The organism is Mangrovibacterium sp. (genome assembly GCF_059905295.1).
Genome location: NZ_JBZQJF010000100.1, coordinates 1 through 16,964 on the forward strand (window position 1 = coordinate 1; position 16,964 = coordinate 16,964).

The window sequence follows — 16,964 nt, forward strand, 5'->3', positions numbered from 1 at the left end:
GCCAATGTATCCTGCCAACAGGGTTATAAAAACAGATTCGAGTAGAACCAAACCAATAATTGACGATGGCGAAGCACCAATCGCTTTTCGGATACCAATTTCCTTTGTTCTTTCTTTCACGACAATCAGCATGATGTTGCTGACGCCAACAATACCGGCAATGAGCGTTCCGATACCAATTAACCAGATAAACATTTTTATAGCCTTAAAAATATTCATGGTTTCAATGTAATCTTCCAAGGAGTTGTAAATACCAATTGCCCGCGTATCATTTACATCTACTTTATGATTTGCAGCCAGCAATGCCCGGACTTTCTTTTCAATCTGGAGGCTTTCTTTTTTAGAAACATCAGTCGTGGTTAGCGCCAGATTATGCACCCGATCGCCAATATTAAAAATGAGCTGAGCAGTGGTAATGGGTATTAAGCCTTGTTGCGCACCTTCACGTGGGTCTGATTCAGCATACACTCCTACAACCTTGTAAAGTACACCACCAATGTTTAGATATTCGCCAATCGGGTCTACCCCTTTAAATAGTGCTTCCTTAATTTCTTTTCCAATCACAACGACTTTTCGCTTGTACTGAATGTCAATGTCATTCAGGAAACGGCCTTCTTTGATTTCTAGTTTTTCAATATCGCGATAATCGGGATGACACCCCTGTGTTGTATATTGTCCATATTCATTTTTGTAGGAATAGATCCGTGAGTTACTGAAATACCTTGCTGAAATTTTATCGATGCCATCCATCTTTTTGATGTCATCATAATCTTTCATGTCAAAATAAATCCGCCTCCCTGCTTTTAGCCCCTGATAAGGAATACTTGTTTCGCGGCTCCAAATCCACAATGCATTGGTAGCATTGCCCTCAAAGTTTGAGCCTACACCGTTGCTCAATCCATTTCCGGCACCAAGCAAAACCATTAGCATAAAGATTCCCCAGGCGATTGCAAAGCCCGTTAAAAAAGTCCTTAATTTATTTTTTTTGATGGTGGCAAAAATCTCTTGCCATTTATCGAGGTCGAACATAAGATCAAGGTTTTAAACAGGTTCCATTTCATGAGCATACTGATGACGAAAATCGGCCAAATTACCATTTATGATAACTTCATCAATCAAGCCATCTTTCAAGCGCACAATCTTTTGGGTCATCGATGCAATGTCATGTTCGTGGGTAACGAGGAGTACGGTGATCCCGGCATCGTTAATTTCTTTCAGGATTCCCATCACCTCATACGATGTCGTGGTATCCAGGGCACCAGTTGGCTCGTCGGCTAAAAGAATCTTAGGTTTCGAGATCAAAGCTCGTGCAATGGCCACCCGTTGTTTCTGTCCACCCGACATCTCGTTTGGCATATGTTCGGCCCAGGGTTTCAGGCCCAGACGATCCAGGTATTCCATCGCTATCAAATTCCGCTTTTTTCGGCTAACACCTTTGTAGTATAATGGTAAAGCCACATTCTCCATGGCGTTTTTAAAGGAAATAAGGTTGAAGGACTGAAATACAAAACCGACCATCTCATTGCGTAGTTGAGCAGCTTTTTTCTCCGACATATTCGAAATCAACTTTCCTCCCAAATGATAACTACCCTCGTCATAATTATCCAGAATTCCTAAAATATTTAGCAGAGTAGATTTCCCGGAACCGGAAGACCCCATAATCGACACAAATTCGCCTTGTTGGATATCCAGATCAATGCCTTTTAATACATGCAATTTACTGCTCCCCATCTCGTACGATTTGTGAATGTTGGTTAGTTTAATCATGGCTTGTTTGTTTTGTTTCTGTATTCTGTTATCAAAAGTCTCTATTTTGAAATCGTTTTGCAGAACTATTTCGATAAACGACCGATTTTTTGGCGTGAATAACCTCTAGCTAATGGTAACTGCTAATACCTACTACCTTTCAATATCATCCTACACATGAATTACGACGACTGAAAAGTCATTACGTTACACGAATCCGACTATTTTTTATGGAAATGTAAACTGAGCCTGTTTTGAGAAAAGCGAATCGGCAAATTGCCGGAAATTGAGCATCTTTGTGAGCACCTTAATTCATCTCATGAAAAAGAAAGTTCGAACAGCCATCCAACGAATCATTCCCGACGGTTTTATTGCCGGTATAATCGGAATGATCATCCTTGCCCGGATTATTCCGGGGATTGGTGCCGAAGGTAGCTTCATAGAACTTTCAACTTTAATAAAAGGAGGTATCGCACTTTTATTTTTCTTTTACGGCTTAAAACTAAGTCCCGAAAAGCTGAAAGAAGATTTAAGTAACTGGCGGCTGCACATCTTAATTCAAATTATCACCTTCCTCGTATTCCCCTTCTTGCTACTGTTGTTTTATCCGTTTTTTCGGGGCACGCAGCAGGAAATATTGTGGCTCGCCGTTTTCTTTCTTGCCGCACTACCCAGCACGGTTAGCTCATCGGTGGTTATGGTATCCATTGCTGGTGGAAATATCCCAAGTGCTATTTTCAATGCCAGCATATCCGGCGTAATCGGAATTATCATGACGCCCGCCTGGATGGGACTATTTCTGGACCAGCAAGCCGAGTCCTTTGCTTTTAGTGAAGTTATTCGCGACCTGATCATTCAAATCCTCATTCCTGTAATTGTGGGTCTGTTCATGCACCGTTTCTGGGGTAACTGGGCAAATCGCAACAAGAAACGAATCAGCCTGTTCGATAAATCGGTGATTTTGGCCATTGTATACCGAAGCTTTAGCGATTCGTTTACAAATGGTATTTTCGAAAGTATTCCGGGACATTCGTTGCTCATCTTGTCGGCCTGTGTGATCTTGCTTTTTTTCATTGTTTTTGAAGGAACAAAATTGCTTACCAAAACCATCCATTTCAACCGGGAAGACCGCATTACCGTTCTGTTTTGCGGCTCCAAAAAATCATTGGTACATGGTTCGGTGATGGTTGGAGTTTTGTTTGCCGGCAGTACAATGGGCAGTTTATTTCTCGTTCCGGTGATGATTTATCATGCTTTTCAACTTTTTTACATCAGCCTTGTTGCCCGCAAGTACAGCCTCGAGATCCCATTCAAATAGCAACATTCCGAGTCTTTACTCCATCTTATTCAAGATTATATCTTATTTTAGCGGGTGCTAATTGACCTTTTGAGTGAGAATCTTCCTAATCGCCATATTATTTTGTTTTGCGACTTTTGTTTCCGCACAAGAGCGATTCACCTTTGAGCATTTGGATATTGAGGAAGGATTGGCCAATAATTCAGTGCGTTCCATCATTCAGGATAAAGACGGCTACCTTTGGTTTGGAACACTCAACGGCTTAAGCCGGTACGATGGTCAAGGATTTAAAAATTTCCTGTATGATCCCAACAATTCGACGTCAATCAGTAATAATAAAATACGGGATATGTTTCAGGATGGTGCAGGCTACATTTGGCTGACCACTTATGATGATTTAGCGCACCGTTTCGATCCTAAAACCGAAGAATTTGTAAACTTCCCTGCAGCCCTTTCCGATAAATTTGAAAACCAAACTATTCATTTTATTTACGAAAGTTCGCCAGGAGTTGTCTGGTTATATTTGTCCAACCATGGGTGTATCCGAATAATTTCGTCGCCGGATTCCCCGGACTACCAATGGACTTGGTTTAACGAATCGAACCTGTTACCCAACAATCAACTCAATTTCATTCAAAAAGCAGCTGACGGAGGATTATGGATCGGTACGGCTTCCGGCTTATGCCATTTAACCAGCGATCGTATCAATCCGGAAGATAAAGATTCAGTCAGCAATTACCTGACGGATCCTGCCTTGAGTGTTACTGAGGTATATGATCGCCGGGACACTTGCTGGATTGGGTGCAAGTCCGGTGAGTTCTTCGAATTAAGCCAAGGCCAAGCCCACCTTTTATGGAAAAGCGACCATAAAAATGCTGCCTTCAATCAATTTTGTTTCATTAAAGAAAGCCGCGATGGAATCATATACGGAGGTACGCGAAACGGGCTCGTAAGCTACAACCCTAAAACCGGCGCAACACACCACATAAGAGCACGAAACAGTGAACTGACAACCAACTATATCACATCATGTCACGTTGATCGGGAAGGTGATTTTTGGCTAATAACCAATTTACGGGGCATCGTCCGCTTTCAACCGGAAAAAATGAAGTTTACGCATTATGCCCTAAAACCGGAAATCAGGCAGTCGGTTGTAGAAGGCGAAAAGCAAATTATCGTTGAAGATCACAACAACAACCTCTGGATAGGTATCTATGGTGGAGGTATTTCCCGCTTTAACCGACAAACGGAAACCTTCGACCAATATCTTCATGAGGAAAACAACCCGGGAAGCTTGTCCTCCAACCTGGTATTGTCTTTATTTGAAGATCGTTCCGGGAACTTATGGGCCGGAACTTACAAAAGAGGCTTAAACAAGATCAACCTTCAGCAAAACCATTTTCATAACAGTACCCAGACACTAAGCCAAAACTCGAATTTCCAAAGTGAAACCAGAGCTTTATTTCAGGACAGCCGGAAATGGATCTGGGCCGGAAATAAGCGTGGAGATGTTCAGGTGTACAACCAGGATCTGAAGCCTCTCTTCAACCTGAACGACAAGCTGGGAGAACAGCAAATTTCAACCGGAATTTACTGTTTTGAAGAAGATCGAAGCGGAAACATTTGGATTGGTACCAAAGGAAACGGAATTATAGTTTTGAAAGGACTTCCCAAAGATCCGAAGGACACAAACCTGAAACCTGAAATTGTCCATTATGCCCGTTACTCAGGCGATAATACAATTACCTACAACGATATTTTCGACCTTCACATGGACTCCAAAGGACAAATGTGGGTTGGCATGTATCATGGGGGAATCAATATTATCCGAAATCCACTGAAGGAAAACCAGGAAATACTGCGTTACCTGCAAAACCCCGACGACCGGTTCTCGATTACCGACAACCGTGTTCGGTGTTTTTTGGAAGACAACGAGCACAATATGTGGATTGGGACAGCAAACGGCTTAAACTTCCTGAGCAAAAATTACCTGGAATCAGACAACAAACGTTTCATTCAAATCTTGCAGGACAATCGCCCGTCAAGCTTATCATACAACGACATTATTTGTTTGTTTGAAGATTCAAACCAAAAGATCTGGGTGGGTACTTACGGCGGAGGCATAGACCAGTTTGTGGGAACCCGCGATGGGCGACACTTTGATTTTAGACAAATAACAACCACCAACGGCCTGTCGAGCAACCTGATTCTGAGCTTTGTTGAAGACAGGAACAAGCAACTTTGGGTTAGTACCGACTTCGGACTATCCAAAGTGGATACAAAAAGTCAGGAGATTGAAAAATTTTATGAATCAGACGGCCTGGCCGAAAACTCGTTTTCAGAGGGTAAAGGCATTCGAACCACCAATGGCAAGATCATCTTCGGAAACTTGTCCGGCTTTCTGTGGTTTAAGCCTTCGGAAATTCAAAAGCAGGAGCGACAGGTTCCGGTTGTGTTGACCGACCTTCAAATCAATAACCAAACAAATCAGGAAATTCTGCAAGAGGCACGAAAAGAAATTGCCAATCCGCAAAAAGCAATCAGGCTGAAATACAAACAAAACTTCATCACGTTGGAGTTTGCGGCCCTCGACTACAAAGCACCATCGAAAATTCAATACGAATTCAAGCTGGAGAATTACGAACGAAACTGGAACAAAAACGGCAACCTCAACAAAGCCATTTATCGCGAATTAAAACCGGGCCATTATCTTTTCCGTCTTCGCGCCAGTAACAGCGACGGTTTGTGGGTCAATCCGGAGCTGCAACTTCCGATTACAATTACCCCTCCGCCCTGGCGTACCGGGTGGGCCTATTTGCTTTACGTACTTTTGGCGGCCAGTCTGTTTATATTAATCCGGAAATTTACGCTCGAACGGATTAAACTGAAGCATGAAGTTGAATTTGAGAAACAACTGGCCGATGACAAACTGAAATTCTATACCAGTATTTCGCATGAATTTAAGACGCCGTTGGCACTGATACTCGGCCCTGTGGAAGACTTGCTGGCCGATAGAAACTTACCAGCCAACGTATCGAAGCCACTGCGAATGGTTAAACGCAACACCCGTCGCCTGTTGGAGCTAATTGAACAGCTGATGGATTTCCGGAAAATACAAAAAGGCTTCCTGAAGAACGAATTAACACCGGGGAACCTGGTTTATTTCCTTTCCGAAATCGCCCAGGTATTTAATCCGCTGGCAGGTAAGAAGAAAATCAACTTCTCTTTTGAATCACAGGTCGAACAACTGGATGCCAGCCTTAACTATAAATCACTGGAAAAGATCATTTTCAACCTGCTTTCCAATGCCTTTAAACATACCGCCGAACACCAGGGGGTTAAACTCAAGCTCGAAGTTTCTTCGGAACAGCAACAGGTGCGTATTTCAGTGGAGGACGAAGGCGAGGGAATCCGGGAACAAGACATTCCGCTCCTGTTTGAGCGGTTCACTTTTGGGCACCGCTCCAAATGGAAAGATGAATCCAGCACAGGTATCGGCCTATCGCTAAGCAAGGAATTAATTGAGCTGATGGATGGCGATATTACCGTAAAAAGTGAATTCGGTAAAGGAAGCTGCTTCTGCGTAACCTTACCATACACACCAACGGAAGCTCCTGACCAAATCACACAGGATCTGGCTTATACCAACCGCTTTATTGAAGTGGAAGAGCAGGAAGAACCCGAGGCCCAGGAAGAACCAAACGGACGCAGGATGGTGAAAAAACAAACGATCCTCGTGGTCGAAGACAACCCGGATTTGCGTAGCTGGCTGGCCACGCAGCTGGGCCAAAAATTTCATGTTCTGCAGGCCGAAAACGGACGCATTGGGCTGGAAGTCGCCAAGAATGAAAGCCCTGAGCTAATTATCTGTGACATTATGATGCCCGAAATGGATGGGATTGAACTAACTTCCATCTTAAAGGGTGAGTTTCACACCAGCCACATTCCGATCATCCTGTTAACGGCTAAATCGTTGGAAGAACACAAAATTGAAGGAATCGAAATAGGTGCCGACGACTACATTACGAAGCCCTTCAACATGATTTACCTGCAAAAACGCGTTGAAAATATCCTTCGCCAGCGCAAACAGCTCCGCGAACGCTTTACCCGCGACCTGAAAGCCGCCCCTCAGGAGTTGAGTACATCAACAGCCGACCAGGAGTTTATCAACAGCGTAATCCGACTAATTGAAGAAAATATGGCCGACCCCGAATTTTCAGTCGACGAACTACTCACCCACTTTAATTTCGGGCGTACCGTTTTTTATAAAAAGATGAAAGGGCTGGCGGGCTATGCACCGAAAGATTTTATACGGATCGTCCGCATGAAAAAAGCGGCGGGTCTGCTTGCCGATCCGTCGACACCGATCAGCGAAGTTGCATTTGCTGTTGGCTACTCCGATGCCAATTACTTCAGCAAGCAATTCAAAAAACACTTTGGCGAAAACCCGTCCGACTACCAAAAGAAAGCTAAAACCACACCCCTGCAATAGCAATTAAGTGAGCAACAACCTCTCATCGTTAAACAGAGCCTGCTGAACGGGCAACAATAAGCTCTCGATGCTAAACAACAACCGCTCAATGGGAAACAATAACCGCTCGATATTAAGCAATAACCGCTCGACGGACAACAAGATCCATTCAACGCTAAGCAAGATCCCCTCAACGGTAAACAAGATCCGATCAATGCTAAGCAACAACCGCTCGATGGACAACAATAACCGCTCGATGCTAAGCAGAAACCTCTAAACGGATAGCAGAAACCGCATATGCGAAAGCAAAATCCGATGGATGAAAAGCACGAACAAGCCGGCATTCATTCGTTCGGGGCAAACGTGAAGACAAGCAGTCGAAAAACGTCAAATCTGCCATAAAACAATCACTTTTAAGCTCAAAAAACAGTTTGTCCTGTTAATTGCGTACAAAATTACCAGCCGGAATGTACCGAATCCCCCACCTTTGTGATGTGCTCAATCGGAAATGAGAAGGCACCAATAAAACAAACCAATAATTTTCAATTTTCGTAATGCAAACCTTAACGCAAATAAATCAACAAGCATCAAACACGAGACATTCTCGGTTTTATGCATTTGCGTTCACTTGCACTCCGAATGCAAATTATTTATTCCCGACTACTACAAATAATTATATAGGTACACAAGGAGGCCAGGATCTCCTTAAAATAACTACTCTTAATCAAATCTTCAGGTTCTTTACCGAGCCTGAAGATTTAGCGACAAGCTACAATCGCATCGTTCTTAAGTTTTTTGATCAAATAGTAAACGGCAGAATTGATTAACTCAAATCGAAACTGATGTTCCCATTTTGTCAATCGAAACTGAAAGATCATGACCTACTCAACGAGACTACTACTACTTAATATACTACTACAAAAATGTCAAACAGAAAGCGGACCGGTCACTACCACCGGTTTCTGCTTGTTTGACTTTAGAAAACTGAGATACAGTAGTACGAACATGCGGCAGTTGTAACATCCTAACTTAACTGAGCAGTTTAAAAAACCGAGATATAAAACACGAAGTCTGATTTAAGATACAATGAAACCGAAACTCAACCTACTGACATCAAGCCACATCAGAGCAATATTCAGCCTGATGCTTCTTACATTATTATTTTCCTGCCATTCTGTCCCCAAAGGAGATGCACCCAACTGGCCGGAAACATCCAGCACAACACACCCCTGGACCCGATGGTGGTGGCAGGGCAGTGCCGTAAATGCCCAAGACCTGACTGCAAACATGGAACAACTTCAGTCAGCCGGATTCGGAGGCCTCGAAATAACCCCTATTTATGGTGTAAAAGGATATGAAGACCAGGAGCTGAGTTTTGAGTCGTCCCAGTGGATGGACATGTTCGAATACACCCTCAAAGAAAGTAAACGCCTCGGCATAGGTATTGACCTGGCGAATGCCTCGGGATGGCCCTTTGGCGGCCCCTGGATTCAAGCCGACGACGCCTGTAAGAATGTTGCCTACAAACAATATCATTTAAGACCGGGACAAAAGTTGACCGGGAAAGTAGAATACATTCAAAAACCCATGCTCCACGCGGTAGGTAAAAAATTAACGTTTAAAGACGTTAAATTCCCGATAAGCAGCAACGACAATCTGCAGGACCTGGCACTCGCCCAGGTTCGTTTTGAAAAGCCACTGCCACTGCAAACCCTGATGGCCTACAACAACAAAGGAAAGGCCCTAAACCTGACCGATAAGGTAGATGCCAACGGAAAATTAAACTGGACGGCTCCCGAAGGCGACTGGGAACTGTATGCTGTATTTGAAGGCTGGCATGGCAAAATGGTAGAGCGCGCCGGCAAAGGAGGAGAAGGCAACGTGATCGACCACTTCTCGGAAAAAGCAACCAAGGACTTCCTGGCCTTTTACGATTCAACCTCGGTTGGTCACGACCTGACAGGTCTTCGAGCATTCTTCAACGACTCGTATGAAGTGGACGATGCCAGTGGAGAAGCCGACTGGACGCCCCTATTTTTCGACGAGTTTAAAGCCTTGCGTGGCTATGATCTCCGCGATCACCTGCCGGCTTTATTCGGAAATGATTCAGAAGAAATGAACAGTCGCGTATTATGCGATTACCGGGAGACTATTTCCGACTTGCTATTAAACCGTTTTACCAAAGTTTGGGCCGATTGGGCCAAAACACATCATGCCGGTATCCGCAACCAGGCACATGGTTCGCCAGCCAACATTCTCGATTTGTACGAAGCCAGCGATATTCCCGAAACCGAAGGAACAGACCGCATGCGGATAAAAATGGCAACATCGGCCGGACATGTTAGTGGAAAACCACTGATTGCCTGCGAGGCAGCCACCTGGTTAAACGACCACTTTCTGGCAACACTATCCGAAGCCAAAGAAAATTTTGACCGTTACCTGGCTAATGGTGTAAACCATATTGTTTACCATGGAACTCCTTATTCACCAATCAACGACCCATTCCCCGGCTGGATGTTCTATGCTGCTGTTCATTTTGCACCAACGAACTCATGGTGGAACGACCTGAAAAGTCTGAACCAATATGTAACCAATTGCCAGTCGTTCATGCAAAAATCGACTCCCGATAACGACCTGTTGTTGTACTTCCCCATTTACGATGCCTGGTCGGAGCATGGCCGCAGTATGTTACGCCACTTTGGAACGCATACCGAAAGCCTGACGAAAGATGTAAGTGAAATGTTGATGGACGCCGGCTATACCTTCGATTATATCTCCGACCGTCAAATACAAGGGCTGAAAGCTGAAAACCACGAAATTAAATCACAAGGAGCAACTTACCAGACAATACTGGTTCCGGCTTGCGAATACATTCCGCTGGAAAGCATGCAAAAGCTCAAAGAACTGGCCGAAAACGGTGCAACTGTTATCTTCCAGGATTCGCTTCCCATGGATATCCCCGGAGCTTTCAATCTGAAAAAACGCCAGCAGGCTTACGAAGAATTGCTAAACACCCTTCAATTTAAAAATGAAGACGGGCAGGATATCGCATCAATCGGGAAAGGCCGTTTTATGCGGAATCCCGATGTAAAATCGATGCTCCAAAAGATAGCTGTTTACCCGGAGGATCTGGCATCGCTGGGATTATGGTTTAACCGCGTGAATCGCACCGAAGGTAGCTGCTACTTCATCAGTAACTGGTCCGACAAGGCCGTTGACCAATGGGTAAAAATTGAATCATCAGGCGAACAGGCTGCATGGTTTAATCCCTTGAATCAATCAATTGGCAAAGCAGCCGTTAAAAAATTATCAGATTCTGAATCCGAGGTATACCTTCAATTAAAACCGGGAGAAACATTGATTTTGCAATGGTACCCGTACACCTTCGATTTAGCAGCATACCCGGCGTACGATCAACCGGCTTCAAAAAAACAAATTACCGGCGAGTGGACTGTTTCGTTTACCCATGGCGGACCAACATTACCGGCTTCCTTCAAAACAGCTGAACTGAAATCATGGCCGGAAATTTCGGACGAGTTAAAAGTGTTCTCCGGAACAGCTTCCTATAAAATTAACTTTACCAAACCTGCTGGGGAGGCAGCAGCCTACCAATTGGATCTGGGGGAAGTATACCAATCGGCCAAAGTGATACTGAACGGTGAAGAATTGCAAACACTTTACGGACCAAGCTACAGTCTGACAATTCCGGCAGAAAAATTGAAGGATAATAACGAGCTGGAAATTCTCGTTTCAAATTTAATGGCCAACCGTATGATTGAAATGGACAAAGAAGGTGGTAAATACAAAAAATTCTATAACACCAATTTTGCTGCTCATTTCCCGGAAAACAGGGGTGCTGACGGTCTATTTACAGCTGCCCGCTGGAGTCCGCTTCCGTCAGGATTAGTTGGACCGGTAAACCTCTCATCTCTTCAACCCAAAACCTTGAACTAATATGAAACGACCAAACCTGATCAAACTAATCGCAGTAATCGGAGTGCTGACCGTTTTTGGCTGCACCCAAAAGCAAGTCCAGAAAATCGATCGCCATGCTTTAGTTACCCGTAACAATGTATTGGTTGAAGGTTTCGACTCGTTGGCAAGCCTATCGGTTGGCAATGGCAATTTTGCCTTCACCACCGACTTAACCGGCTTACAAACCTTTTATAACAATTACGAGAACGGTGTTCCACTGGGAACACAAAGCAATTGGGGATGGCATAGCTATCCGAATACCGAAAACTATCAGTGGTCGGAAACATTGAAATACTGGGACGTACAGGGACGTAAAGTTCCTTATCGTCATCAAATAAAGGATAATCCACGGTCAAAAGCTGCCTGCGATTATTTCCGGGAAAATCCACAACGCCTTCATTTAGGGATGATCGGGCTCAAACTAACAAAGGCCGATGGAACACCTGCCGCATTGGAGGATATTAAAAATGCCCGTCACGAGCTGGATATGTGGACCGGTAAAATTACCAGCCACTTTGAATTTGACGGACAACCCGTAACGGTCGAAACTTACTGCAACCAGGATCAGGATCAGATTTCGGCCCATATTGAATCGCCACTGATCGCTAAAGGACAATTAGCCGTACAGTGGAAATTCCCGGCCGCAGTAGCAAAAAACACAGATGCCGGCTACGATTTTAATTCGCCGGACAAACATCAATCTATCCTGGAAGAGAATGCCAACAACCAAGCAAAAATACGTCGCCAACTGGATGCCGACAGTTACGAAGTTGCGATGAACTGGACCGGAAATGCTACGCTGTCAGAAGTTGAAGCTCACACCTTCGTCCTTCAACCCAAAAGTGGCGAAAGTTTGGAAGTAAACACACTCTTTGCGCCGGAAATCGGCAACAAAACAATCGCTGACTTTGCAGCAACCAAGCTAAATAACGAAGAAAAATGGCCGGCATTTTGGCAGTCCGGAGGAGCTGTTGACTTTTCGGCCTGTACCGACCCACGGGCGAAAGAACTGGAGCGCAGAACCGTACTTTCACAATACCTGATCCAGATTCAAAGTTCAGGAAACTTACCTCCAGCAGAAACCGGATTGACCTACAACAGTTGGTATGGTAAGTTCCACATGGAAATGCACTGGTGGCATATTGCGCACTTTGCCCAATGGAACCGTCCGCAATACATGCTCGAGCAGCTGGACTTCTACAATAAAATCTACGACAAAGCTCTTAAGACTGCTCAAGACCAAGGGTACAAAGGCGTTCGCTGGCCCAAGATGATTGGTCCCGATGGCGAAAACAGTCCCTCATCCGTCGGATCATATCTCATTTGGCAACAACCTCATATTATTTGGTTTGCCGAACAAATGTATCGCGCGAATCCAAGCGAAGAGACCATTAAAAAGTATGAAAAGCTAGTCTTCGCAACAGCCGACTTCATGGCTGATTTCCCCGTATGGAGCGAGGAACAGCAACAATACAACCTCGAGCCACCATTAATTCCGGCTCAGGAGCACTGGAATCGTGAGACAACTGAAAATCCACCATTTGAACTGGCTTACTGGCATTGGGCACTAACCATCGCCAACAAATGGAAAGAACGCGCCGGCGAAAAAATCGACAACAAGTGGGAAGACGTTCGTTTGAAACTAGCTAAGCCTGACCAGGCTGATGGAGTATATCTGGGCGTTCAAGGTGCAACCGACTCATACACCAACATCGATCTCATGAAAGACCACCCCGTTGTACTGGGGGCATATGGAATTCTTCCGGCCTGGGATAAAATCGATCCTGAAGTGATGCGCAAAACCATGCATGTTATTGCCGAGCGTTGGGATTGGCCAACAACCTGGGGATGGGATTACCCCATGGCGGCCATGTCGGCAGTTCGATTGGGCGAACCGAAGCTAGCCCTCGAATTCTTATTAAAAGACGTTCAAAAAAATACTTACCTGAAAAACGGACACAACTATCAAAGCGAGCGACTTCGGATTTACCTGCCGGGTAACGGTGGTTTCCTGACAGCAATCGCCATGATGTGTGCCGGCTGGGATGGATGCAACGACAACAACCCGGGATTTCCCAAGGATGGCAAATGGAATGTGAAGTGGGAAAACCTGAGTCCTATGTTCTAATAACGATCAACAAAAAACGAAAATGAAAAATTACTTTTTTCTGGCTTTTTTACTGCTACTACTAACTAACTACACTATTGATTTGTCAGCACAAGACCGGAAAGAAACCATGTTTCTTTCCGGCACTGACAATGAAAACACCGTAACCTGGGACTTTTTCTGTACCGCAGGCCGCAAAAGTGGCGAATGGTCAAAAATTGAAGTTCCTGGTCATTGGGAACAACAAGGTTTTGGTGAATACGACTATGGCCGCGATTACCGAACGTATGGAAAGAAATTTCGTTTTAGTGACGAAACAGGAATTTACAAACGCAGCTTTACGATTCCTGAAAACTGGAAAGACAAAGACATCTTTATTGTGTTTGATGCTTCGATGACTGACACGCAAGTGAAGATAAACGGTGAATTAGCTGGTCCAATCCACCAGGGGGCTTTCTACCAGTTTCGCTACAACATTACCGACAAACTGAAGGCCGGAGAAAATGAAGTAGAAGTTACGGTTCATAAAAACTCATCAAACGCATCGGTTAACCGGGCTGAACGATACGCCGATTACTGGATCTTTGGTGGTATTTTCCGTCCTGTTTATCTGGAAGCTTACCCGAAATCGTACATCGCACGAGTAGCTATCGCTGCTAAAGCCGACGGTTCCTTTCGTATGGATGCCTTCCCGGTAAACCCTCAAAAGAAACAATCAATTTATGCAGAAATTAAGGATGCTGATGGGAATGTGGTGAAAACCTGCGAAACGAAAATCAGTCCGAAAGATTCATTGGTTACTTTGAGCTGTCAAGTTGACAATCCGGCGACCTGGACTGCCGAAACACCCAATCGCTATTCTGTAGACGTTAGCCTGAAAGAAGGAAATGTTACAAAATATGAATTGAGTGATAAATTCGGCTTCCGCACCATCGAAATCCGCCAGGGTGATGGAATTTACCTGAATGGGGTAAAAATTAAAATGAAAGGAATCAACCGTCACGTATTCTGGCCTGAAACAGGTCGTTGCAGTAATGCAACCATTGACCTCAACGACGTGAAACTGATCAAAGAGATGAACATGAATGCTGTTCGTTGCTCTCACTATCCACCGGATAAGAGTTTCCTGAATATCTGCGACTCATTAGGTCTGTATGTGCTGGATGAATTAGCCGGATGGCAAAACGCTTACGACACTCAAGTCGGTAGCAAGTTAGTTCACGAAATGGTTGTTCACGATGTTAATCACCCGTCAATTATATTCTGGAGTAACGGAAATGAAGGAGGTACAAACAAAGAATTAGATGACGATTTCGCCATTTACGACCCATCGAACCGACCAGTCATTCATGCCCATCACAAACCGGGACACGACTTCAACGGTATCGACTGTAACCACTATGAAAACTATTACAGCACGAAAAAAATATTGGAAGGCAAGTTGATTTATATGCCAACTGAATTCCTGCACTCACAAGATGATGGTGGCGGCGGTGCTTCCTTAGCCGATTTCTGGGACTTACACTGGAATTCGAAACTGGGAGCCGGCGGATTCATTTGGGATTTTGCTGATGAAGGTATTGTTCGTACCGACCTGAATAATGCCATCGACGTAAACCGCGTAAATGCCCCCGATGGGGTATTGGGACCACACCGCGAAAAAGAAGGAAGCTTCTATGCTATTCGCCAGGTATATTCCCCGGTTAAAATCGACCTGAAAAAGTTACCGGCAGATTTTGACGGAACGATCCCGGTTGAAAACCGCTATAACTTCACGAACCTGAAGGAATGCAAATTTACCTGGGAGTTAGTCAACTTTGTTCAACCCGAAGTGCGTGGAGCCGGCCACAAAGTAATGGAGACCGGAACTGCCCAGGCTCCGGATGTTGCTCCGGTAGCTAAAGGTGCTTTGAAACTGAATCTGCCTTCAGATTACAAAAAATATGACGCCCTTTACCTGCATGCTTACGACCAACACGGAGAAGAGCTGTACTGCTGGAGCTGGAAAACCAATGGCAACCGCAAAGAAGTTCTGAAATTGGTTGAAAAGGCATTGAGTGCAGATGAAAAAGCACTGCTTGACGAACTAAAAGCCCAAGGTGTTGAAGAAGATAACATCTTGCCAATCGAGCAACAAAAAGGTGATAATTCGGGACTGAGTTCAAAAGTTGTAGTCACTGAAGATGACGACCAAATCACGATGAAAGCATCAGGGATTGGTGTTAGCTTCAGCAAAAAAGACGGAACAATCCAGAAAGTCACCAACGATTTCGGCTTGCCTATTCCATTTGGAAACGGACCAATCCTGGTTAGCGGAGAAGCTAAGTTAACAGGTATGAGCCATCATGAAATCGACGGTGCTCACGTATTGGAAATGACCTACAGCGGCGACATTAAAAAACTAAGCTGGACCATGTACACCAGTGGTTGGTTGGAGCTAAGCTACGAGTACCAGGTTCCCGATAAGCAAATGTATACCGGTATCACATTTAGCTTCCCCGAATCAGACATCATCAGTGCCAAATGGCTGGGTGATGGTCCTGCCCATGTATGGAAAAACCGCCTTCAGGGAGGAAAACTGGATGTTTACCAACGTTTGTACAACGATATTCTTCCGGCAACCAACAGTTGGGGCGATCAATTTAAAGGATACTACGCTGATGTTACCTGGATGGAATTCAATACGGTTGACGGTAAATTCACGGTTGTTGCTCAAGAGCCCGATTTATTCGTAAGACTGTTCAGTTTCTACGGACTTTCAGGGCCTCAAAACTACCCGAAATTACCTGCCGGCGACATTAGCTTCCTGGATGGCATACCTCCAATAGGAACAAAATTAGCGATGGGAATCAGTAACGATACCTGGAACCTGGGACCATCAGGTGAATTAAACGTGATGGAAAAACCTGTAAAACGCACCCTCTATTTTTATTTCGGATTGAGATAAGCGATAAAAAATACTGTTTTGAAGATTAGTTTACTATTAGTTTGTTCATCATGGCATAAGCAGAAGTTTCAACTTCTGCTTATTGCTTCCTTTTTCATACTATTCTCGTTCAATTCTTCGGCACAGACACCATTCAAACATTGGTCGGAAACAGAACGAACCTTACGTTATACACCCGACCACGGTGATTTTGTCATCGTAAATGGTTACAAATGTTTTAACCGGGCTTTGTATGGCTCAAATACCGGGTTTCGGGTTGAAGCCGGCGATTTACCCGAGTTCAGCCTCTACATGCCTCGGCTTGGAGGTACATTTCGCTTAGGTTTGCAAAACGGGGAAACATCGAAGTGGCTGATTGATGCAGATCGCATCGAAGCTCGCTACAATAGCGGCAGCATGCGTTACAGCATTACCGACAAAC

At 44.5% G+C, this 16,964-nt stretch carries 8 protein-coding genes; 6 read left to right on the top strand and 2 right to left on the bottom strand.

Annotated features, from left to right (window positions below; all coding sequences use genetic code 11):
- Together AC37HE_RS05355 and AC37HE_RS05360 are read right to left on the bottom strand one after the other, a co-directional pair.
- The coding region (locus tag AC37HE_RS05355; RefSeq protein ID WP_500781758.1) for an ABC transporter permease at positions 1–1,029 on the bottom strand (1,029 nt) is incomplete at its 3' end.
- A 12-nt stretch (positions 1,030–1,041) separates the two neighbouring features.
- Positions 1,042–1,767: an ABC transporter ATP-binding protein gene (locus AC37HE_RS05360; RefSeq protein ID WP_500781759.1), complete on the bottom strand. Its 726-nt coding sequence runs from the start codon at positions 1,765–1,767 to the stop codon at positions 1,042–1,044.
- Positions 1,768–2,065: 298 nt separating this feature from the next.
- Here AC37HE_RS05360 and AC37HE_RS05365 point away from each other — a divergent pair, with 298 nt between their 5' ends.
- The 6 genes from AC37HE_RS05365 to AC37HE_RS05390 all read left to right on the top strand — a co-directional run.
- Positions 2,066–3,064 (top strand): bile acid:sodium symporter family protein, encoded by a 999-nt coding sequence (locus AC37HE_RS05365; RefSeq protein WP_500781760.1) that lies wholly within the window; start codon positions 2,066–2,068, stop codon positions 3,062–3,064.
- Positions 3,065–3,137: 73 nt separating this feature from the next.
- Entirely contained in the window at positions 3,138–7,535 is a 4,398-nt protein-coding gene (locus AC37HE_RS05370) for a hybrid sensor histidine kinase/response regulator transcription factor (protein WP_500781761.1), read from the top strand.
- 1,065 nt (positions 7,536–8,600) lie between these two features.
- Entirely contained in the window at positions 8,601–11,468 is a 2,868-nt protein-coding gene (locus AC37HE_RS05375) for a glycosyl hydrolase (RefSeq protein WP_500781762.1), read from the top strand.
- A gap of 1 nt (position 11,469) precedes the next feature.
- Positions 11,470–13,617: a hypothetical protein gene (locus tag AC37HE_RS05380; protein ID WP_500781763.1), complete on the top strand. Its 2,148-nt coding sequence runs from the start codon at positions 11,470–11,472 to the stop codon at positions 13,615–13,617.
- A 22-nt stretch (positions 13,618–13,639) separates the two neighbouring features.
- A complete protein-coding gene (locus tag AC37HE_RS05385) occupies positions 13,640–16,543 on the top strand; it encodes a glycoside hydrolase family 2 protein (protein WP_500781764.1) in 2,904 nt (967 codons plus the stop codon).
- An 18-nt stretch (positions 16,544–16,561) separates the two neighbouring features.
- Positions 16,562–16,964 (top strand): DUF4450 domain-containing protein (locus tag AC37HE_RS05390; protein WP_500781765.1); only part of this gene is annotated, 403 nt, incomplete at its 3' end.